At 37.2% G+C, this 22,005-nt stretch carries 24 protein-coding genes and 1 riboswitch; of the genes, 15 read left to right on the plus strand and 9 right to left on the minus strand.

What is annotated here, in order from left to right; all coding sequences use genetic code 11:
• Positions 1-43: 43 nt before the first annotated feature.
• Both M1D60_RS03970 and yidD read right to left on the minus strand, forming a co-directional pair.
• On the minus strand, positions 44-1,174 hold the full coding sequence (locus tag M1D60_RS03970; protein ID WP_456277896.1) for a metal ABC transporter solute-binding protein, Zn/Mn family: 1,131 nt from the start codon (positions 1,172-1,174) through the stop codon (positions 44-46).
• Positions 1,175-1,452: 278 nt separating this feature from the next.
• Entirely contained in the window at positions 1,453-1,671 is a 219-nt protein-coding gene (gene yidD, locus M1D60_RS03975) for a membrane protein insertion efficiency factor YidD (protein WP_456277897.1), read from the minus strand.
• 120 nt (positions 1,672-1,791) lie between these two features.
• Between yidD and M1D60_RS03980 the strand changes: the two genes are divergently transcribed.
• From M1D60_RS03980 to M1D60_RS03995, 4 genes are all read left to right on the plus strand, one after another.
• Positions 1,792-2,265, plus strand: coding sequence for an S-ribosylhomocysteine lyase (locus tag M1D60_RS03980; protein ID WP_456277898.1), 474 nt, complete (start codon positions 1,792-1,794; stop codon positions 2,263-2,265).
• A gap of 477 nt (positions 2,266-2,742) precedes the next feature.
• On the plus strand, positions 2,743-3,759 hold the full coding sequence (locus M1D60_RS03985) for a permease (protein ID WP_456277899.1): 1,017 nt from the start codon (positions 2,743-2,745) through the stop codon (positions 3,757-3,759).
• 17 nt (positions 3,760-3,776) lie between these two features.
• The gene (locus tag M1D60_RS03990; RefSeq protein ID WP_456277900.1) at positions 3,777-4,718 is read left to right on the plus strand and encodes a TIGR03943 family putative permease subunit; all 942 of its coding nucleotides are present in this window, start codon (positions 3,777-3,779) and stop codon (positions 4,716-4,718) included.
• Between the two features lie 223 nt (positions 4,719-4,941).
• Complete coding sequence (locus tag M1D60_RS03995) at positions 4,942-5,793, plus strand: pentapeptide repeat-containing protein (protein ID WP_456277901.1); 852 nt, start codon at positions 4,942-4,944, stop codon at positions 5,791-5,793.
• Positions 5,794-5,881: 88 nt separating this feature from the next.
• Here M1D60_RS03995 and M1D60_RS04000 read toward each other — a convergent pair whose 3' ends face one another.
• On the minus strand, positions 5,882-7,351 hold the full coding sequence (locus tag M1D60_RS04000; protein ID WP_456277902.1) for an amidase: 1,470 nt from the start codon (positions 7,349-7,351) through the stop codon (positions 5,882-5,884).
• Complete coding sequence (gene ytzI, locus M1D60_RS04005) at positions 7,348-7,533, minus strand: YtzI protein (protein ID WP_456277903.1); 186 nt, start codon at positions 7,531-7,533, stop codon at positions 7,348-7,350. The genes M1D60_RS04000 and ytzI overlap by 4 nt, the downstream gene beginning before the upstream one ends.
• 144 nt (positions 7,534-7,677) lie before the next feature.
• Here ytzI and M1D60_RS04010 point away from each other — a divergent pair, with 144 nt between their 5' ends.
• Positions 7,678-8,118, plus strand: coding sequence for a Dps family protein (locus M1D60_RS04010; RefSeq protein ID WP_456277904.1), 441 nt, complete (start codon positions 7,678-7,680; stop codon positions 8,116-8,118).
• A 224-nt stretch (positions 8,119-8,342) separates the two neighbouring features.
• The gene (ltaE, locus tag M1D60_RS04015) at positions 8,343-9,377 is read left to right on the plus strand and encodes a low-specificity L-threonine aldolase (RefSeq protein ID WP_456277905.1); all 1,035 of its coding nucleotides are present in this window, start codon (positions 8,343-8,345) and stop codon (positions 9,375-9,377) included.
• A 293-nt stretch (positions 9,378-9,670) separates the two neighbouring features.
• Here the strand turns inward: ltaE and M1D60_RS04020 are convergent, their stop codons facing one another.
• Positions 9,671-9,928, minus strand: a complete 258-nt coding sequence (locus M1D60_RS04020; protein WP_456277906.1) for a DUF6154 family protein — start codon at positions 9,926-9,928, stop codon at positions 9,671-9,673.
• Positions 9,929-10,130: 202 nt separating this feature from the next.
• Here M1D60_RS04020 and M1D60_RS04025 point away from each other — a divergent pair, with 202 nt between their 5' ends.
• From M1D60_RS04025 to ytkD, 3 genes are all read left to right on the plus strand, one after another.
• Complete coding sequence (locus M1D60_RS04025; protein ID WP_456277907.1) at positions 10,131-10,538, plus strand: phage holin family protein; 408 nt, start codon at positions 10,131-10,133, stop codon at positions 10,536-10,538.
• Between the two features lie 62 nt (positions 10,539-10,600).
• On the plus strand, positions 10,601-10,912 hold the full coding sequence (locus M1D60_RS04030; protein ID WP_456277908.1) for a hydrolase: 312 nt from the start codon (positions 10,601-10,603) through the stop codon (positions 10,910-10,912).
• Positions 10,913-11,124: 212 nt separating this feature from the next.
• Positions 11,125-11,607 carry an RNA deprotection pyrophosphohydrolase gene (ytkD, locus tag M1D60_RS04035; protein ID WP_456277909.1) on the plus strand — a complete coding sequence of 161 codons (483 nt, stop codon included), beginning with the start codon at positions 11,125-11,127 and terminating at the stop codon, positions 11,605-11,607.
• A gap of 61 nt (positions 11,608-11,668) precedes the next feature.
• Here ytkD and M1D60_RS04040 read toward each other — a convergent pair whose 3' ends face one another.
• From M1D60_RS04040 to M1D60_RS04050, 3 genes are read right to left on the minus strand one after another with little or no spacing between them, the layout of a single operon-like run.
• Positions 11,669-12,469, minus strand: coding sequence for an ABC transporter permease (locus M1D60_RS04040; RefSeq protein WP_456277910.1), 801 nt, complete (start codon positions 12,467-12,469; stop codon positions 11,669-11,671).
• Positions 12,459-13,232 (minus strand): ABC transporter ATP-binding protein, encoded by a 774-nt coding sequence (locus M1D60_RS04045; protein WP_456277911.1) that lies wholly within the window; start codon positions 13,230-13,232, stop codon positions 12,459-12,461. Before M1D60_RS04045 ends, M1D60_RS04040 begins: the two co-directional genes overlap by 11 nt.
• Before the next feature lie 13 nt (positions 13,233-13,245).
• Positions 13,246-14,241: an ABC transporter substrate-binding protein gene (locus tag M1D60_RS04050; protein ID WP_456277912.1), complete on the minus strand. Its 996-nt coding sequence runs from the start codon at positions 14,239-14,241 to the stop codon at positions 13,246-13,248.
• Positions 14,242-14,347: 106 nt separating this feature from the next.
• Between M1D60_RS04050 and M1D60_RS04055 the strand changes: the two genes are divergently transcribed.
• Positions 14,348-15,127, plus strand: a complete 780-nt coding sequence (locus M1D60_RS04055) for an alpha/beta hydrolase family protein (protein ID WP_456277913.1) — start codon at positions 14,348-14,350, stop codon at positions 15,125-15,127.
• 14 nt (positions 15,128-15,141) lie between these two features.
• Entirely contained in the window at positions 15,142-15,384 is a 243-nt protein-coding gene (locus M1D60_RS04060; protein WP_456277914.1) for a DUF2584 domain-containing protein, read from the plus strand.
• A 38-nt stretch (positions 15,385-15,422) separates the two neighbouring features.
• Here M1D60_RS04060 and pckA read toward each other — a convergent pair whose 3' ends face one another.
• Positions 15,423-17,012, minus strand: a complete 1,590-nt coding sequence (pckA, locus tag M1D60_RS04065) for a phosphoenolpyruvate carboxykinase (ATP) (protein WP_456277915.1) — start codon at positions 17,010-17,012, stop codon at positions 15,423-15,425.
• A 253-nt stretch (positions 17,013-17,265) separates the two neighbouring features.
• Here pckA and M1D60_RS04070 point away from each other — a divergent pair, with 253 nt between their 5' ends.
• The 4 genes from M1D60_RS04070 to M1D60_RS04085 all read left to right on the plus strand — a co-directional run bounded on the left by M1D60_RS04070 (position 17,266) and on the right by M1D60_RS04085 (position 21,918).
• A complete protein-coding gene (locus M1D60_RS04070; RefSeq protein WP_456277916.1) occupies positions 17,266-17,586 on the plus strand; it encodes a hypothetical protein in 321 nt (106 codons plus the stop codon).
• Between the two features lie 421 nt (positions 17,587-18,007).
• Positions 18,008-18,116, plus strand: a riboswitch (SAM riboswitch).
• Positions 18,117-18,370: 254 nt separating this feature from the next.
• Positions 18,371-19,570 carry a methionine adenosyltransferase gene (gene metK / locus M1D60_RS04075; protein ID WP_456277917.1) on the plus strand — a complete coding sequence of 400 codons (1,200 nt, stop codon included), beginning with the start codon at positions 18,371-18,373 and terminating at the stop codon, positions 19,568-19,570.
• Positions 19,571-19,963: 393 nt separating this feature from the next.
• A complete protein-coding gene (locus M1D60_RS04080) occupies positions 19,964-21,298 on the plus strand; it encodes an MATE family efflux transporter (protein WP_456277918.1) in 1,335 nt (444 codons plus the stop codon).
• Positions 21,299-21,471: 173 nt separating this feature from the next.
• The gene (locus M1D60_RS04085) at positions 21,472-21,918 is read left to right on the plus strand and encodes a hypothetical protein (RefSeq protein ID WP_456277919.1); all 447 of its coding nucleotides are present in this window, start codon (positions 21,472-21,474) and stop codon (positions 21,916-21,918) included.
• The last annotated feature ends 87 nt before the right edge of the window (positions 21,919-22,005 follow it).

Here is a 22,005-nt window from a genome sequence, read left to right on the forward strand (position 1 = left end):
TCAAAAAAGCATAACTCCCAGTGAAGTTATGCTATTAAGAGACTTAATTTAATGCTGTTTTAAGTGTATCAAGATTCTCTTTCATTAAGTTAAAATAATCTTTACCTTCACTATAATCCTCCTCAGATAGCGCCTCGAGGTTATGAAGTGTTAATGCTTCAGCATTAATTTCAGTTCTGATGATTTCTGCAATTTTCGTAGATACATTTTGTTCAAATAATACGTGCTTAATATCATGTTCCTTGGCAGTCTCAATGATCTTGGTTAATTCCTGCTGTGATGGTTCATTTGTAGGAGATAGACCGGAAATACTAATCTGCTCAATACCATATCTAGCTTCCCAATATCCGTAAGCAGCGTGAGAGACAATGATTTCTTTTTTAGCGGATTGAGAGATCGTTTCCTTAAATTCTTGATCTAGCGCTTCAAGCTCTTGTTTTAAAGTCTGGAAGTTCTTCTCAAAATCGGCCTTAGCTTCTGGCTTCAACTCTTCTAAAACATGAAGTATGTTTTCTGATAGCTGAATTGCAAGTAGTGGGTCTAACCAAACGTGAGGATCTAAATCACCATGGTTGTGAGAAGCCTCGTCTTCATGTGCATGGTCATCATGTTCATCGTGAGTAGCTTCGTCTTCATGTGCATGGTCATCATGTTCATCGTGAGTAGCTTCGTCTTCATGTGCATGGTCGTCATGTTCATCATGAGTAGCTTCGTCTTCATGTACATGGTCGTCATGTTCATCATGAGTAACTTCTTCCTCATGAGCATGTTCTTCCTCGCTATGGGTAAGTAACTCAACACCTTCAGCTGCTGCGATGATCTTAACATCTTCATTTTTTAGTGCCTCTTTCATGGCATCAGCAAAGCCTTCAATTCCTGCGCCAGAGTAGATAAAGGCATCAGCTTCTGCTACTTCTACCATTGTTTTGGCAGTTGGTTCATAGGTATGTCCATCTGCTCCAGGAGGTATGATGTTATTCACTTCAATCAAGTCTCCACCAATTCTTTTAGCAAAATATTCTAAAGGGTAGATCGTTGTATATACTTGTAAAGTGCTTTCGGTTGTTTCATTGGTTCCTGCAGTAGTTTCCACTTGTTCTTCCGTTTGATTACATCCTGCAAGAAACACACTTATTGATAATAAAAAAATTAAGCTAATTGATAAACGTTTCATTTTGTTCTCCTCTCGGTAAATCATAATCATTTCGATTTATAAATCCCAATAGCTATTATATCGTAACAATTACGATTTTAAAACTAAAAGTTTGATAAATTTTACTGGTAATTGTAAGTATATAAAATAAATGTATGAAAACCCCGACTATAAAACTAAATATGACACCTCATCTACTATCAGATGGGGTGTCATATCATTGTTATATCAGTTTCTGAATATTGGAATTAGTAGTTTGAACAACTTCTGCAATATGTTGTTGATCGGTTCAATTATAATTACTTAGGGGGGACAGGATCATTTCCTCCTGGATGGAATGGATGACACTTGGCAATTCGCTTGATCGTCAGCCATCCACCCTTTATGGCTCCAAATCGTTTGATTGATTCTAATCCATAATGGGAACACGTTGGATAGAAACGACAAGTGGGGGGAGTAATAGGAGAAATAAATTTTTGATAAACGCGTATGATAATAATAAATAATTTTTGTAGCATTAAGAAGTCCCTCCATCATTTTACATACAATATAATTCTTAGTATTCCAATCTAAATTAGTGAAAAAAGAATGGTTTCGAGTTATTATAGGTATAGAAGACATTTAAGGAGTGAATGAATATGCCATCTGTTGAAAGTTTTGAGTTAGACCATGATGCAGTTGTTGCACCCTATGTAAGACATTGTGGTGTTCATAAAGTAGGTAGTGACGGTGAAGTAAATAAATTTGATATCCGCTTTTGCCAACCAAATAAACAAGCGATGAAGCCTGATGCCATTCATACATTAGAGCATTTATTAGCTTTTAATATCCGTAAGCATTCTGAAAAATATGATCACTTTGATATTATTGACGTTTCACCTATGGGTTGTCAAACTGGATTTTATCTTGTAGTTAGTGGGAATCCAACACAATCTGAAATTATCGACCTAATGGAAGATACAATGAAAGAAGCAGTAGAAACAGTTGAGGTTCCGGCTGCAACTGAAAAGCAATGTGGTCAGGCAAAGCTTCATGATTTAGAAGGAGCTAAGCGTCTCATGAATTTCTGGTTACAACAGTCAAAAGAAGACCTTCACAAAGTATTTGGATGATTGAATGATGAAGACCCTGCAACCACAGGGTCTTTGTTCGTTTTTTAATTCAAGGTGAACTAAAGGTGGATCTTGTTTTCCACTGAAGCCTTGAAGCAATAGGGAAACTATTCTTTTGTAGCACCCGTACTTTACGAAGCACTTTTCTTGAATCTTCTTACTATCTCTATTTCACCTCGCTCAATATTCAAGTAATCGATAGATCCCCTCAATATACATATAAAAAGCCAGAAAAGCAGCCCATAGAATCAAACCGAGAATAACCAAGGTATATCTGATGATTGATTTTTTCATATTAGATATATAGTAACTAAATATATCAATAGTTATTCAAATAGAGTAACCATCGTTTCACAAGAAAGTCAAAAGTAATGTTCATAATGCAAGAGGACAGGCCATATATTACAATTAAATGTCAAGAATCAAGTTACTAGATTTTATGATATAATCTTAAAAGATTACAAGATTGTTAGGAGAATGAGAATGCCCAAACAAGGTATGACTGTATTAAAAGACATCATTGGCTTTGGCCTCATTGCATTGTTTCTGTTTTTATTTTTCTTCATCGATTTCTCGTCATTTGACCCAGCTAATTTATCTATTCCTAGTTCTTGGTTAAATGTAAATACAATGTTCTTAAGTATTGTTCTAGAAGCAATACCTTTTATATTATTAGGGGTTTTTGCTTCAGCGTTGATTCAAACGTATGTTTCTGAGGAAACGATTCAGCGATTTATACCGAAAAATGCTATTGTCGCCTTGCTGCCGGCGGCCTTACTGAGTATCTTATTTCCAATTTGTGAATGTGCGATTGTACCTGTTGTTAGAAGATTAATAAAAAAGGGTATGCCACTTCATATCGGAATTGTCTTATTAGTAGGGGCACCCATTTTAAACCCTATAGTTTTTGCCTCCACCTATTATGCTTTCCAATCTTCTATGGAGGTAGTGTATGGAAGAATGGGACTAGCCTTTATATTATCGATTTTTATTGGCTTAGTTATTTATCTATTGTTCCAAAACTCTAACCAATTAAGATGGTCAAGAGAAGAATTGTTAGGAATTCAACCCATGGAAGTTCCTAAGGTTCAAAATAGATTTAAGTCAACGTTATATCATGCTAGTGATGAGTTTTTTGAGATGGGAAAGTATTTAATTATCGGAGCATTTATTGCAAGTTTATTTCAAACCTTCCTAGACCGAGACATATTGCTAGAATTGGGATCAAGTGAAACAGCTGCCCCTGCTATTATGATGGTATTTGCTTTTGTATTATCACTTTGTTCAGAAGCTGATGCATTCGTTGCAGCGTCATTTGGTAATACTTTTTCACTTGGAGCAATCCTTGCCTTTTTAGTATATGGACCGATGCTAGATTTAAAGAATACGATTATGCTATTTGCTTATTTTAAAGCTCGCTTTGTATTAGGTTTAATTTTAGTTATTACCATATCTGTTTACTGCTTTATCTTACTTTATCAAGCCATCATGTAGTAATAGAGGTGAATTAAATGGGAACAAGAGATTATAGCTTTCACTTATTAATCAGAGGGATTATTTTAATTGGCTTCGCCTTATTGGCCTTTAAATTAATACTAACAGGAAATATTTTCAACTTTATAGCACCCAAAATGATGCCGTTTATTTACTTTGCTACCATCACTTTTTTATTTCTTGGAATTATTCAAGTATGGAGAAGTGGCTCAAAAAAAGAAGAAGAGCTGTATTGTGATTGTGGAGTAGATCATGGACAATCAACTAATATCTTTAAATCAACCATTATATACTCCATCTTCATTATTCCAGTGGTGACAGGGTTTTTATTTTCGGAGGCAACTCTTGATTCTTCTGTAGCTGCTAAGCGAGGGTTCACTGGAAACAGTCCTCAATTAGCATCCGAATATGATCAGGACCGAGTTCTCGATTATTTAGATGATCCTGAGGAGTATGTAGCTGAACTTGAAGAAATATACGGTATTGATGGCTCAGACATTTCTTCCGATGTCCCGTTAGAACATCCAGAAGGGTTTCAGATTCAAGCACCACCGGAAGGTTTTTATGAAGAATTAGAAAAAGAGCTCTTGGCGATGGATACCATTGTTGTTGAAGAAGAGACTTATATTCAAACGATGAACATTATTGATATGAATCCTGATAAATTTGTGGGAAAGAAAATGGAAGTTATGGGATTTGTATTTAGGGAACCAGACTTTACGGAGGATCAAATGGTTATTGCTAGATTCGGTCTATCTTGCTGTGTTGCCGATTCATCTGTTTACGGGACTCTTTCAACAGGAAATATGGTGAAGGATTTAGAGGAAGATCAATGGGTGAAGGTTACGGGTACGATTACAAAAACAGAGTATAATGAATGGATTCTTCCTTATTTACAAATAGAAGAAATTAAATTGATAGAGAAGCCAAAGCAACCTTATGTGTATGAGACGTATTAATGCTTGTAAAAAAGAGTTAGAAACATGAAAACTAGTATATGTTTGAGATCAAATCGCATAGTGATTTGATCTCTTTTTTATGTGGAATTCTGGAGGATTTAAACACCTTTTGTTGAATGTCTTATGAGTGAATTTTAGTAAACTACATCCTCTGCTTTCGGAGTGTTTATCTTTTCATACAAATAAAACATAATGATTATAGAATAAAAGGAAGTGTAACTAAGTGTCTGAGGAACTAATGTTTAAAGGTGATATTCTCAACCAATTACATGCAGACTGTAAAAATTGTTTTGGCTTATGCTGTGTTGCTCTACCTTATAAAAAGTCTGCTGACTTTGCGATTGATAAGGAAGGTGGAGTACCTTGCAGAAATTTACAATTGGATTATCGCTGTGGGATTCATAAACATTTAAGAAGTGAGGGTTTTCGTGGCTGTACTGTGTACGAATGCTTTGGAGCTGGTCAGAAGGTATCTCAAATTACATATAATGGGATAGATTGGAGAGAAAGCCCAGATTCTGCTAAAGAAATGTTTGAGGTATTTCCAATCATGCAACAGCTTTATGAAATGCTTCGGTACTTGAAAGAAGCCTTAAGCTTAGAAGTTACAAGACCTATTTACCAAGAATTGAAGAGGGTTGTTGAGTTGACCGAGCAACTAACAAATCAAAGTCCACAGTTTATCTTACAACTTGATGTACCAAGTCATAGAGCAATTGTAAATGAATTACTTCTGAAAACAAGTGAGTTAGTTCGATCAAAGGAAAAGAAGAATAAACACCAAAGTAATTTAAAGAAGATATCTAGTGGAAGTGACTTAATTGGAGCAAAACTTAGAGGTGCAAACCTTAGGGGTCTTAATTTAAGAGGTGCGTTACTTATTGCAGCTGATCTTCGAGAAGCTGACATGAGATATAGTGATTTAATTGGTGCAGACGTGAGAGACGCTGATTTAAGAGGCACCAATCTTGAGGGAAGTATCTTTCTTACTCAGGCTCAAATAAATTCAGCAAATGGAGATATTCATACTAAATTACCAACTGGTTTAAGTATTCCAGACCATTGGTTATCTTAATTGGATTGATCACTGATAAAGGCACAGTTTAAATTTATTTAATTCTACAGAAAAAGGCTAACGATTTATTTTCGTTAGCCTTATAGTATTACTTCTCTAAATGAGGAGGAACACGGAATTTTGTTTTTTGCTCGAATGCATAAGCCATTTGAATCAAGGTTGGTTCACTAAATGCTGTTCCCGTAAAGGTTAAACCGACTGGGCCGTTATCAGAAGAATAACCAGCTGGTACGGTAACGGAAGGATATCCTGCTTTAGCAGGAATACCTGCACCGAAATTATTAGGGAATACAATCGCGTCTAAATCATGCTCTTCTAACACAGCATCGATCCCTTGTTCGGTTGAAAGGTATTGGTCCTGTTCTAAGCTTTGTAGATATTCAGCTTCAGTTAAAGTTCCACTTGTTTGTTCCGCTTCTAGCATAATTTTTTGACCATATTTCAGTGTTTGTTCTGCATTCTCTTCATTAAAACGAATAACATCTGCTAATGAGCGAATCCCTAAACTTGGATCAATATTTCGTAAGTAAGCATTAAGGTCAGCTTTAAATTCATACACAAGAACATTATAGTCCCATTTTTCTTTTGCAGAAGGAATCGTAACAGAGTCAATGACTGTTGCACCCAAATCTTTCAGAATAGAAATTGCTTCTTCCATTCTAGCCTTTTCTTCTTCAGATAAATATTGAAATACCTCCCTTGATACTCCAATCCTTTTACCCTGAAGACCGTCTTCTTGAAGAAATTCTGTATAATCGTAATCGATTGGATTTTTTAAGGTAGCAGCATCTGCTTCATCAGCTCCAGAGAGAACGTTTAATAGAATTGTGGCATCCTTTACTGTTCTAGTCATAGGACCAGCCGTATCTTGAGTGTGAGCAATGGGGATAATCCCACTACGGCTTACTAAACCAACTGTTGGTTTGATTCCAACTAGAGAGTTTCTGCTAGCGGGACTTAAAATTGATCCGGAAGTCTCGGTTCCAACTGCCACGGCTGCAAAGTTTGCAGCAATTGCGGCACCTGACCCAGCACTAGAGCCACCAACTTCAAACTTTCCAGGTCCATAAGGATTTAGAACCTGTCCACCTCTTGAGCTATAACCTGTTGGCATATTTTCAGCCATAAAATTAGCCCATTCTGTCATATTTGCTTTACCTAAGATGATAGCCCCGGCTGCTCTTAGTTGACCAGTAACAAATGAATCCTCATAGGCATAAGAATCCTTAAGTGCTAATGAACCAGCACTTGTATGTAATTTATCAGCTGTATCAATATTGTCTTTTAATAAGACCGGAACACCGTGAAGAGGTCCACGAGATCCACTCATCGTTCGCTCCTGATCTAATGCCTCAGCAATTTGGAGTACATCTGGATTTACTTCAAGAACGGCGTTAATTCCAACTCCTGCCTTGTTGTACGTAGCAATTCGATCTAAATAAAGTAATACTAGTTCTTTTGCCGTAAGCTCTCCACTTTCCATTGCTGCTTGAATTTGATCAATGGTTGTTTCTACTAACCATTCTTCTTTTAATTTAGCAAGTTTAGGATTTCTCATCTGTGCTTTTCCTCCGCTCTTTCCTTTTCAAATTCACTGTTAGAATCTTGTTCGTTTATGTATGGATTATCCTCCAACTGATCAACGGTTTGTTTATAGGCATAGCCTTTATTAATCGTTAGAACGCTTAGAAGTAATACAATAATAACGACAATAATTGAAATTATGAGAACTGTATACACCTAAGGCACCTCCCTCATACGTCTATTTTAGCATGTGATTAGTCTGAATGGTATGATAACTGAGTTTATCAGAAAAGATGTTTAGAGTGAGCCTGTATGGGGAATTTAAGAGAGTAGAATGATATAAAAGGAGTGTTTTTTAATATGTCAGAAAGATTAACCGAATTAGTAAATGTCCAAGTAGCAAATTGGAATGTGCTTTATGTAAAATTACATAATTATCATTGGTTTGTGAAGGGTCCACAGTTTTTTACATTACATGACAAGTTTGAGGAGTTATATGGAGAGGCACATCTTCATATTGACGAACTAGCTGAGCGTCTATTAGCAATTGAAGGAAAGCCAGTTGCGACAATGAAGGAAGTATTAGAATTATCTTCTATTAAGGAAGCAAACGGATCAGAAGATGCAAGCCAAATGGTTCAAGTAATTGTAAATGACTTTAACATTATGATTGGTGAGTTAAAGGAAGGAATGAATCTTGCCGATGAAGTAGGCGATGAAACGACAGGGGATATGCTTCTTGCGATCCACCAAAGTTTAGAGAAGCATGTATGGATGTTAACTTCGTTTCTTAATAAATAGGAAATATTCTAAAACACGCCGGTAGTGGCGTGTTTTTTCTTTTAATTGATGAATTGAAATGGTCGACTTGAATCTATGCTTTTTCTATCGATTAAAGAGCTTAAAAACGATATGATTAGACTTTTCCTTAAGTCACATAAAGTTCCAAATATTTCGTAACCTGAAATAAAAGGACCGTGATATAATGTTTTTTAAATAGATTAAGTTATAGGGGAGCTGAGTGTATGGTTATAGATTTACGAAGTGATACGGTCACAAAACCGACTGAAAAGATGAGGAAGGCTAGCTTTGAGGCGGAGCTTGGGGATGATGTGTACGGAGAGGATCCAACTATTAATAAGCTAGAAGAGAAAGCTGCGGAGGTACTAGGAAAAGAAGGTGCTTTATTTGTTACTAGTGGTACCCAGGGAAATCAAATCGCGGTACTAACTCATTGTCAGCCTGGAAACGAGATTCTGTTAGAAGCAGAATCCCATTTGTTTTACTATGAGGCTGCTGCGATTTCAGCATTTGCAGGAGTGCAGCCAAGAACCATTAAGGGTATCCGTGGTTCTATGGATCCTAATCATGTCCAGTCGGCCATTCGAGGTGAAGATATTCATCAACCCGAAACTTCTTTAATTTGTTTAGAGAATACACATAATCGTGCAGGTGGCGCCATAGTTCCAATTGAAAACATGGAGGATATTTATCAGGTTGCTACTCAACATAATATCCCTGTTCATTTAGACGGGGCTCGTTTATTTAATGCAGCTGTTGCATTAAACCAGCCTGTCACAGAGTTTACGAAATACACAACGACGGTTCAAATCTGTTTATCTAAGGGATTGGGCTCACCGGTAGGGTCAATTATCGCAGGAGATAAGGACTTTATTCATAAAGCCCGAAAATGGAGAAAGCGATTAGGTGGAGGCTTAAGGCAAGCGGGGGTTATTGCAGCACCAGGTTACCTTGCTTTAACTGAAATGGTTGAGCGTTTAAGTGAGGACCATTCCCATGCAAAACGTCTTGAAGAAGGAATTAGAAATATTCCATCCCTTGAAGTAGTAAATCAGGTAGACACGAATATTTTACTAGTGGATATAAAAAAGCTTAATATGTCTTCTACTGAATTTCTAGAGAAATTAAAATCAGAAGGAATACTTGCCGTAGCATTCGGCCCAACGACTATACGCTTTACGACTCATTACGATGTATCCACCGAACAAATTGACGAGGTCGTTACAAAATTAGCTAAATTATTTACTGTTGCTGTTTAAAAAAGTAGATTTTATTTAGAATAGGCTTTATTTAACAAAGGTTAGGGAGGAATAGCTCCCTAACCTTTGCTGTTTCTAGCTTGAAATATAAGTAATTGCACGAAAATAAATTAATTGCACAAATCCCTTAGCCTGGCATCCACTACAAGGTGCCTCCGCTTTTCGGTGTTGTCTAGCTGCAGCGCCTAGCCCCTCGAGGTCAAATAACCCTCACCAAATAAAAGGTAAGAGCATCCTTTTCTTTGGTGAGGAACATTTGCTTGTCGGGGCTGAACAAGGCGCTTCCGCTTTTCTTAGTGAATCGTCCTTTTTTCGTGGTTTACGTCTTTCATGGAGAGGAGGCCTTCTTTGGCTAGTTTTCCTCGTAGTCCTTCGATTAGGTAGAGTCCTACTAAATCGTACAATTCCTGGTCTTCTAATTCATTTAGTAGGTTAAACATACTTTTTCTGTTTAGCTGTTCTAACACAGAGAAGGCTATGATATCGATGTCTTCTTCGTCTCCTGTAAAATGATGTTTATACATTTCGTACAGTTCGTCTACTAGCTTCACTTTTTCCACCCCAATTTTATTTTTCTATTTATTACAATGCTCAAACGGTGGGACAAATACCCTTCCGGTTTTACCTTTTTCGAATAGTATATGGTATGGACTTGTCTGTAATGCTGGAATTGTGCTTAATTTCATGGTTTCCATTTCAGGTTAGTTGTTTTGAACAAGCCCATAAATCGTTCGGTGAAGGAGGGAGGAAGAAATGAAAGTAGACTTTACGATTACAAGTTTGGTGTCAATAGCTGGTTCTGTGGCCTCCTACATGTTTGGAGGCTGGAGCTCTTTGCTAACTGTATTAACGTTTATGATCGTAATTGACTATCTAACTGGAGTTATCGCAGCAGGGATTGAAAAGAAACTTTGCAGTCGTATAGGGTTCCGTGGCATTGCACAAAAAATCTTAATATTTGCGCTAGTTTCCGTTGCACATATGATTGATGTCATTATAGGGGTTGAACATTTGATCAGAGATGCGACGATAATTTTTTATATTATGAATGAGATTATTTCTATATTAGAAAATGCAAAAAGAGTTGGGTTACCTATTCCAGCTTTTCTGGTTAAAGTAATTGAGCTCCTGAAATCAAAATCTAAATCCAAAAAGAAGTAAAGAATATAATCCTCACCTTCGAGGTAAAGTAATAAAAGGAAGAAGTGTAAGGAGCTGACGACATGAAAAAAACTTATTATATTTCTTTAGCAAATGGTGAGATATCTCAAATTAGTACTGCCTCACCATGGAACTTTAAAATAGAGGCTTCCGATGATGAAATTGTTAGGCTTCGGGAATATTTTGATCAAATTTACTCCTCGGATTGGCAAGGGTTCTTTAGAGCGCATGTACCTTATGTGGAATATCACCATGATCCCACTAATGATGCGTACGATGAGACGATGAAAAGTGTATATGCAATGATCTACGAGCTCGGGGATCAAGAGGCAAAACAGCTTATTGAGGAGCAAGGTATATTACAAAAGGATTAATGAGATAAAAAAGACTTGGCAATGTCCAGGTCTTTCTCTTTATACGGGATTCGTCCGAACACTTTTATGGAATAAGGGTGCTTCCTATCCTAGCTTATGATATTATGTAACAAATGTAGAGGCTGTTTTCGTATAGATATATGTTTTTGTAAAAATGTCGAAAAAAAACAATATCCTAGAAAAGAGCCAATGTAAAAGATGGGGATAGATATATGTTTACCTTTACAGATCATTATAAAAATGAAGTACTTCTTTCTTTTCAAGATCACCCTTTTTCCAATTACCCTAAGCATGTTTGGGTTATTTGTCGTTATATGGATCAGTGGCTTTTAACCGCACATTCAAGACGAGGGCTTGAATTTCCAGGTGGTAAAGTAGAAATCGGGGAGACAGCTGAAGAAGCAGCAGTTCGTGAGGTGAAGGAGGAGACTGGTGGTAAAGTAGAGACTTTACAATATATCGGTCAATATAAGGTCGCTGGTAAAGAGAAGACGATTATTAAAAATATCTACTTTGCAGAAGTAAGCACCATCGAAAAACAACCCACCTATTTTGAAACACATGGACCTGTTTTGCTTCCTTTTCTACCAAGCGATTTATCTCAGGATGGTAGATTTAGCTTTATTATGAAGGATGATGTTTTAAATCATAGCCTTCACTTTATTAAAAAATATGTGAAATCGGTATCCTGGTAATCTTCTAGTCAGCCAAGAGAAGGTGAATAGGGTTCACCTTCACTAATCTCTCTCGTGACTGCTAGTGATGACGGATTAGCTTCTTTTCTAGCCATTCAATTGCTTGATACATGATAGTTGCAAAGCAAGCTATTAATAACAAGCTTAATAATACAAGGGTAAAATTAAAGACCTGAAAACCATAAATAATCATATACCCTAATCCCTTGGAGGAAACTAAAAATTCACCTACGATGACACCTACCCATGATAAACCAACGTTGACCTTAAGTGTCGAGATGATTGTAGGGAATGAAGCAGGGAGAATGGCGTCCTTAAAGCATTGGGTACGACTTGCCCCAAATGTGCGTAATACCTTTACATAATTTTGATCAACCTCTTTAAATGCTGTATAGATCACAATGGTTGTAATGACGATGGAGATAATTGCCCCCATTGCAATGATAGAGGCAAAGCTAGGTCCTAGGGCAACAATCAAAATAGGTCCCAGTGCGACTTTTGGTAAAGCATTTAAAATAACTAGGTAAGGATCAACAACCTTCGAAATCATTGGTGACCACCAAAGGATAGCCGCCGTTATAGTCCCGAGAGCTGTACCGATAATAAATCCTAATACAGTTTCAAATAGAGTAATGGATGTGTGTGTTAGAAGAGTGCCATCGGCAACCTTTGTTAGAAATAGATCAAAGATTTTACTGGGACTACTAAACAATAAAGGGTCAATCCAATGTAACCGGCTAGAAAGTTCCCACAATCCAAAAAACATGATGAAAATAAGAAGCTGGTAAAAACGAACCCAGTGCTTTTCTTTTTTTAGTTTTTGTAGATATTGTTGATGTAGAAGTTCTACGTTATTCTCCATTTTCAAGGGACTCCAGCTCCTTCCAAATGGCTTGAAATAGCTTTGAATAGGATGCATGCTGTCGTGCATCAAAAGGCTTTTGTTCCCGGAGTTCCTGAGGAACTAAAAAGGTTTTCGCGATTCGTCCAGGATTGGCAGCTAACAAAAAGATCCGATCACTCATTGCAATTGCTTCCCCGATATCATGAGTCACGAGCAAGGCAGTTTTATTAAAGTCTTTTAACGTAGTGGAAACGAGATTTTCGAGCTTAAGTTTCGTTTGATAATCAAGTGCTGAAAATGGCTCATCTAATAATAAAATTTTGGGCTCTGTCATAAGCGTCCGTATTAAAGCGACACGCTGTCTCATCCCACCAGATAACTGACTAGGATAAGCTTTTTCGACATCATATAAATCCATTTGCTGGAGAAGTTGATGAGCATTCTCTTTTTTTTCATCCGACATTGTTTTCGTTATAGTCGGTCCAAGGAGAATGTTTTCTTCAATCGTTTTCCATGGAAAGAGATAATCCTGCTGTAGCATGTAACCGATTGAAGCATTTGGTTTTGTTACTTTTCTGCCATCGATATTGATTTCACCCTCAGTGGGGTTAATTAGACCAGCAATGATTGATAGAAGTGTCGTTTTTCCACAGCCACTAGGGCCGAGGAAGGATATAAATTCTCCTTCCTCGATTGAGAGTGAAATATCTTCTAAGGCTGTTGTTGCTGTATCTTTTGAAAAGTAAGTGTGGTTAACATGATGAATCGTTAAAAAACTCATAATGTCATCTCCTTTATTCTGAGATGATACTTTCAGCAATTTCCGTATTAACGAGAATTCCATGATCTACTTCAGTTGGCAACTCTCCAGCTTCATTCATTATTGTTTGGAGATTTAACCATTCATCTTCATCAAGTACTGGATTTGTGGCAAACGAACCTTGTTCCTTGTAACGTTCAACCACGGTTTCAATGAGTTCCACAGAAGTATCTTCAAAGTGTGGGGAAATGGATTCAGCTATTTCCTTAGCTGTATGTGTTTCCACCCATTGTTGAGCCTTGTAAATGGCTCTTGTAAACTTTTCAACGGTCTCTTTATTATCATCAATATAGCTTTGCTTTGTCATGAAGGTCGTATATGGGACATGACCAGATTCTTTACCAAAGGAAGCAATGATATGACCTTTTCCTTCTTGCTCAAAGATACTTGCTGTTGGTTCAAATAATTGGACAAAGTCTCCTGTTCCAGATGCAAAGGCACTTGAAATATTAGCAAATTCAATATTTTGAATAAGCTCCAAGTCCTCTTGTGGATTGATTCCATGTTGCTTTAGTACAAATTCACCAACCATTTGAGGCATGCCGCCTTTTCGTTGACCTAGAAATGTACTACCTTTTAATTGATCCCATGAAAAATCGTCTATTTTTTCACGCGATACTAAAAATGTACCATCTGTTTGCGTTAATTGAGCAAAATTAATGACTGGATCTGTGGACCCTTGTGCATAGACGTAAATGGAAGTTTCGGAACCAACAAGGGCGATATCAATTCCGTCTGATAATAATGCTGTCATTGTTTTGTCTCCTCCGAAGGTTCCTTGAAGCTCAACCTCTAAGCCTTCTTCTTCAAAGAATCCTTCAGAAAGGGCAACATATTGAGGAGCATAAAAAATGGAGTGTGTAACTTCTCCAACCCTTACCTTTTGAACATCATTTTGACTACAGCCACTAAATGCGAATATCAACACAGTTGATAAAATCAACAGAAAAACTATCTTTACATACCTCATTATTTGAACCTCCTATAAATAATTAAATAAGTAACTACTACTTTAGAATATGTTGATGGAAAAAATGTGTGAATGCCTAGTAAAAATAAGAAAGGGAGAGTTGAATATGGATGGAGCCATTATCGAAAAGCAACGGTTTCCCTCACCAAATCCTGAAATCGAACTATACATTGTGACATACTGGTGCCAAGGGTTAAAAATTAAAGGTTTACTTGCAGTTCCAAAAGGTGAAGAAGTGTTTGATGGTTTTCTTTATTTAAGAGGTGGTATTAAGAATGTAGGTAAGGTTCGTGTTGGAAGGATTGTTCAGTTTGCGTCAGAAGGATTTGTGGTCATGGCACCATTTTATAGAGGTAACCAGGGAGGAGAAGGTAACGAGGATTTTGGAGGAGAGGATCGACATGATGCATTTGCTGCCTTGAACCTACTTCAACAACATCCAAAAGTGAATCAAGAAAGGATTCATGTTTTTGGCTTCTCAAGAGGTGGAGTAATGGCCTTATTTACTGGGATTATGGAACCAAGCATTACTTCAATTGTTTCATGGGGCGGAGTAACGGATATGGCGTTAACATATGACGAAAGGTTAGATTTAAGAAGGATGATGAAGCGGGTGATTGGTGGCACTCCAAATAAAGTGCCAGAAGAGTACAAATGGAGGACACCTCTTTTTTACATAGAAAAAATTCAGGCGCCAGTTTTAATCATTCACGGTAGACAGGATCAAAATGTAACGATCGAGCATTCTCTTCGACTTGAAAATAGGTTAAAAGAGCTTGGTAAAAAGGTAGAATCATGGTATTTTGATGAATATACACATTATTTTCCACCTAGAATTAATCGACAGGTTGTCCACGATTTGACAAGTTGGATGAAACAACAATAGAGGAGGTGAATCATATGGGGATGCCATTAGAATTAAACACATTAATAGTAACAAAAGGGAAAGAAAACAGAATAAAGGAAAATCTATTTACGTTAGCCAAAGAAGGATATCGTTTATATCCGATTGATATTCCATTAGAGGTAAGAAAGACTTTGGACAGTGAGCCAAATGGAACAGCGGTTATAAAAAAGCTGGAGTTAGAAAATAAGTCAACCACGATTACCTATGAGTTAGTTTCTTTAAATTCCACAAACTAAAAAACAGCAATCAATAGCGATTGCTGTTTTTTATATGATTACCTAACGGATGGCCCACCTAATACTTCAATTTCCTCTGGTACATTGGAGAATTTTTTGAAGTTTTTATTGAACTTTTCAGCTAGTTCATTTGCTTTTACCTTATAAGCCTCTTTGTCTGCCCATGTTAGCTCAGGACGAAGAACTTCATCAGGAACACCAGGAACATGTAAAGGGATTTCTAAACCAAAGGTTACATCCTTAACGGTTTCCATGCTATTTAGTTCTCCTTCTAATGCTGCTTGAACCATGGCTCTTGTATAGCTAAGCTTCATTCTATTCCCTACACCGTATTCTCCACCAGTCCAGCCAGTGTTTACAAGAAATACTTGAGAATTATGCTCATCAATCTTCTTTCCAAGCATTTCTGCATAAACAGTTGCAGGTAATGGTAAGAAAGGTGATCCAAAGCATGTTGAGAATGTTGCTTGAGGTGAAGTAACACCTCTTTCTGTTCCAGCTAGTTTACTTGTATATCCACTTAGGAAATGGTACATTGCCTGTTCTTTTGTAAGCTTACTGATTGGAGGCAATACTCCAAACGCATCAGCGGTTAAGAAAACAATCGTGTTTGGGTGACCAGCAATACTTGGTTCAATGATATTATCGATCGCTTGAATGGGGTAAGCTGCACGTGTGTTTTCTGTTAATGACATATCATCATAATCTGCTTCTCTTGTTTGATCGTTCAGAATAACGTTTTCTAACACGCTTCCAAAATGAATAGCATCAAATATTTGAGGCTCTTTTTCTCTAGTTAGGTTCGCGCATTTTGCATAGCACCCACCTTCGATATTGAATACTCCGCTATTTGACCACCCGTGCTCGTCGTCGCCGATTAATTTACGATTAGCATCAGCTGATAAAGTTGTTTTCCCTGTCCCAGAAAGGCCAAAGAATAAAGCAACATCACCTTCAAAGCCAACATTTGCTGAACAGTGCATAGGAAGAATTCCCATTTCAGGAAGTACATAATTCATGACAGAGAAAATAGACTTTTTAATTTCACCAGCATACTCTGTTCCACCAATTAAAACGATTTTACGTTCAAAGGAAATAATGATAAATGTTTCAGATTCAGTACCATCTACTTCTGGATTTGCTTTGAAATTTGGTGCTGAAATTACAGTGAATTGTGAATCATGAGAGGTAAGCTCTTGTGCTTCCGGACGGATGAAAAGTTGGTGTGCAAACAAATTATGCCAAGCATATTCATTCACAACCTGAATAGGTAAACGATACTTCTCATCTGCACCTGCAAACCCCTTAAATACAAATAGTTCGTTTTTATTCTGGAGATAATTTAGTACCTTATTATACAGATGATCAAAGGCTTCAACAGAGATTGGTTGATTAACAGAGCCCCAGTCAATTTTATCTTTTACAGAGTCTTCTTCCACAATGAACTTATCCTTTGGAGAACGACCTGTGTATTTACCAGTTGTTGCTCTAACTGCACCTGTTGAAGTAAGTTCACCCTCATTTCGGGAAAGAACCTTTTCAACTAGCTGTGATACAGATAAATTTGTGTATACATTATGCCCGTTTAATAAATCCGTTAAGTTAATGGAGAGATCAATCGAGTTCATCTTCATAACCTGCCTTTTTATGGTTTCTATTAATCTAATATAAATGTATTTATATGCTGCTTTCTACCAATTAGTATAACACATTAAACTAAATAGTCTATACTATTTTTACGGTATTGTACGTTTTTTTGAATAAAGTGTACCAATAATTTTCTTTATGAGTTCAAAAATTTCCTTCATTCTGAGCAAATTAGTTATTCGCCCATTCCTTTTTAAACTTTTGACCATATAGTAAAAAGGAGGAGGGAGTTTTATGATTGATTTTACTCAATTAAGCCATTTCGATTATGCTACTGTTGCAGCGGTAGTAGCGGCATTTGTAACAGTGATAGGTAATGCCTTCTCAATTAATAAGAAGTATCGCGCTCTGTTAGCAATTGCAGTTGGATTTATACTTGTTTGTTTACCTCAGGTTTGGACTGAGAGGCTTCTGACTGGATTAATTATTGGTTTAACAGCTAGTGGGGTTTATAGTCAAGTGAAGCCTAGAGATAATGAGAATGAGCTATTAAAATATCAGACACTAGAAGAATATAGTAAGAAGAAAAGCGACAACGATGAGACTCCTTATTAAGGTAGGAACCTAGTAAATCATAATTAATGTTAGTGTGTGAATAAGGGTGATTTACCTATTAGGACACTCTCAGGATTGGAAACTTTGTGAGTGAACTATTTACCATTTGAACACAATTATCATATCTAAGGTCATCACAGTTCTTTAAAAATATGCTCTGTTAAAGCACAATGTTGATTTTTAGCACAGTTGATTGAAGTGGAAGGACGCGAGACTCCTGCGGGAGCAGCGTGACAGGTGAGACCCCGCAGGCGCACGCCGAGGAGGCTCACCGCACGCCCCGCGGAAAGCGAGTGTCCTGTAACGAAAATCGACAACGAAGTTTAACAGAGCCTAAAAATAATAAATAAAATCAATATTACAAGAAACTTTTGTTGACATCATTCGACTTCTTCGATATGATATGAGCCGAACGGATACTCTCTTATCCCGAGCAGGCGGAGGGAACAGGCCCTATGAAACCCAGCAACCATCATGAGAATGATAAGGTGCTAACCTGATGCAAGGCATTTGGCCTTGAACGATAAGAGCGAAAGGCGAGATTAATGTTTAAACCTTTCCTCTAACAGGGAAAGGTTTTTCTTTTGATTAGGAAGTAGGAATTTTGCATGCAAAATTAGACCTTTCTATAAACCTCTTACTGCCTGGTCAAGGATTTGTCGAAAAAAGCATATTTTCCTCATAAAAATATGTTTTTATTAGAATAATAAGGGAATGAGTACCGTATCAACAAAGGGGTGAAACCATTCACCTATTTATTGTATAAAGGGAGGAAGAACGTTAGATGTCAAAAAAACGCCGTTTATTTACATCTGAATCTGTGACAGAAGGACATCCAGATAAAATTTGTGATCAGATTTCTGATTCAATCCTTGATGCTATTTTAGCTAAGGATGCAAACGCTCGTGTAGCATGTGAAACTTCTGTTACAACAGGTTTAGTGCTTGTTGCTGGAGAAATCACTACTTCTACATATGTAGATATTCCAAAGATTGTTCGTGAAACTGTCCGTGAAATTGGATATACTCGTGCAAAGTATGGTTTTGATGCAGAAACTTGTGCTGTTTTAACTTCAATTGATGAGCAATCTGCTGATATCGCAATGGGAGTTGACCAAGCTTTAGAAGCACGTGAAGGTCAAATGACAGACGAAGAAATTGAATCGATTGGTGCAGGTGACCAAGGATTAATGTTTGGTTATGCAAATAACGAAACAAAAGAACTTATGCCACTTCCAATTTCTTTAGCACATAAAATTGCTCGCCGTCTAACAGAGGTTCGTAAGGAAGAAATCTTACCTTATCTTCGTCCAGATGGAAAAACACAGGTAACAGTAGAGTATGATGAAAACGATAAGCCAGTTCGTATTGATACAATCGTTATCTCAACTCAACATCACCCTGAAATTTCAAATGAGCAAATCAAGCGTAATCTGAAAGAACATGTAATTGACCCTGTCGTTCCTAAGGAATTAATTGATGAAGAGACTAAATACTTCATTAATCCAACAGGTCGTTTCGTAATCGGAGGTCCTCAAGGGGATGCTGGGTTAACAGGCCGTAAGATTATTGTTGATACGTATGGTGGATATGCTCGCCACGGCGGAGGAGCATTCTCTGGTAAGGATCCAACTAAGGTAGACCGTTCTGCAGCATATGCAGCTCGTTATGTAGCAAAGAACATTGTCGCAGCAGGATTAGCTGATAAGGCAGAGGTTCAATTAGCTTATGCGATCGGGGTAGCTCAGCCAGTATCGATTTCTGTTGATACATTTGGAACAGGAGCGGTTTCTGAGGATGTTTTAGTTGATTTGATCCGCAGCAACTTTGATCTACGTCCAGCAGGAATTATCAAAATGTTAGATTTACGTCGTCCTATCTACAAGCAAACTGCTGCTTATGGTCACTTTGGCCGTGCAGATGTTGATTTACCATGGGAGCGTACTGATAAAGCAGCAACTTTAAAAGAGCAAGCATTAAGTTAAATAATAGTTCATGAAAAAAAAGATCAATCCTCCTTTGGGTTGATCTTTTTTTGTGTGTTGGGCCATTGGTAAAAGCAGGGTTTAATAGAGGATCGATCGTAAAAAAAGGCTGTTTTCGTATAGATTGTTGCTTTATAAAAATCCCAAAAGCCGGATTTTTACCTTAGTATCAAGATCTTGCTATACATCAAGAAAGTTGCTCTTTTCTAATCTCTATCCAATTTTACTTATAATACTGCGTTGTACAGCCAAACTCAATGTCACGAAGGCAACAAAGTTTTAGAAAAGAGTTAAAAAAAAGATGCCTTTCTTTTGTTCATCAACAATCTGTTGGGCTACAATTACAGTTACATATCAGTGACGAACGAAAAAGTGTGAAAAGGAGTGTTACCTTTGTCACAGCATGATTTTACTAACGGGACCATTAGCAAACAGTTGTTGAGCTTTGCAGGACCCATTATTTTAACGAATCTCTTACAAGTTTCTTATCAATTTATTGATAGCTTATGGGTTGGAAACCTTTTGGGGGCGAATGCGCTAGGAGCTATAACCATCTCCTCTACCGTCATCGTCACGGTGCTTGCATTTGTCATTGGGATTAATAATGCAACCTTAACGATTTTATCTCAGCAAAAAGGTAGGGATGATAACCAGGGACTAAAAAGGTATGTAAATGCTTTTGTTGTTTTACTTTCTTCACTTTCTATCTTGATTGGTAGCCTCGGTTTTCTGTTTTCTGGTCAGATTCTATTGTTGCTAGGGACACCTGCTGAGATGGTTACAGAAGCGAAAGCTTATTTGCAAATTAACTTTTTGGGAATTCTTTTTTTAATTGGCTATAACTTTATCGGGACCGTATTACGAGCCCTTGGTGATAGTAAGACCCCACTTAAGTTCGTAATGCTTGCAGCCATGTTGAATACAGTACTAGACCCATTATTTATTTCCGTCTTTGATTGGGGTATGCAGGGTGCTGCCTATGCAACAGTACTTTCACAAGGAGTTGCTTTCTTAATTGGCTTAATTTACACATTCAAGCAGGAACTTGTCCCGTTTTCGCTTCCAATCTTGCCTAACAGAGAGGAAGTCTTGTTAATTTTGAAACTAGGTATTCCTTCTGGCTTACAAATGACGGTCATCTTTGCCGGAGTGACTGCCATTATGACTGTGGTTAACTCTTTTGGCGGGGCAGTCGTAGCTGGGTTTGGAGCGTCACAGCGAATCGATAGCTTAATTACTTTACCAGCAACAGCTTTAGGTACAGCAGTTAATAGTATGGCGGGACAGAATATTGGAGCACATCGCTGGGATCGTGTCAGGAGCATTTCAATATACGGAGCTATGTATAATTTAGCAATCATGCTTCTAATGGCTATTATCGTGTTTATATTAGCAGAACCATTAATCCGCTTATTTATTCAGGAAGAACAGGCTGTATCATTTGGTGCAGATTACTTAAGAATCATTTCCTTTTTCTATCTGTTTTTAGGACTAAACTTTATTTTAAATGGAATCGTCAGGAGTTCAGGGGCGATGTATCAGGTACTAGTACTAAATATCATCTCTTTTTGGGTGCTTCGTTATCCACTAACCTTTATCTGTTCAAGCCTATTTGGTCAAAATGGAATCGCAATTGGGATGGGGATTAGCTTCATTGTTAGTAGTATGTTTGCATTTGCTTATTTTAAATGGGGGAAATGGAGAGAGAAAAAACTTTTTGCTCAATAATGTACTGACAAAAAATACAATTAAATAATGATGAAGGATTTACATCATAGAATATAGAACAATTAGTAAAAGGAAGTCAACTAAAGGGGAGAACAGAAAGCTACTTTCTAGAAGGTTAGGATCCTTTGGGAGAAGCATTCCTAAAAAGCTAAATTAGCGGGAGGGGAAGCGGAATGAGTTATAAATATAATTCAATAAGAAAATGGAAGAGGGAAGGTTTTAAATCGCTATTACAAATACTAATTCTTATTTTCTTCAGTTTTTTCTCTTCATTCAGCTCTGGAATAGGTGATCAGACTAATCTGTTTTTCCTTGCTTTTCTACTCTTAGTTGTTATGGAAAGGGTCTATAACGCTATTTATTATTTCACTTTACATAACAAGGATTATTTAATTATAGAAAGCAGTTCTATATCCATCTATAAAGGAAAGCTCTTTCCAAAAAAATATATTGAATATCATAAGGTAAAACATGTGGTTCAAGTCAGCGATATCATCATATTAAAATTACATGATGGGAAAGAAGAGGAAATTTACACTGAAAGGTTATCTCATTCAGATACCAATGAAGTAAAAAAAGAGCTTAAGCATAGGTTGGGCCAAAAGGCGGTTACGCTGTGAAGGTTCCTTTAAATTTAGAACAGAGATCTGGTTTAACATCTTGTGATAAAACACAATTTCTATTCTGAATTTTAGGAGAGGGAGGGT

Source organism: Bacillus sp. AK128, assembly GCF_053903075.1.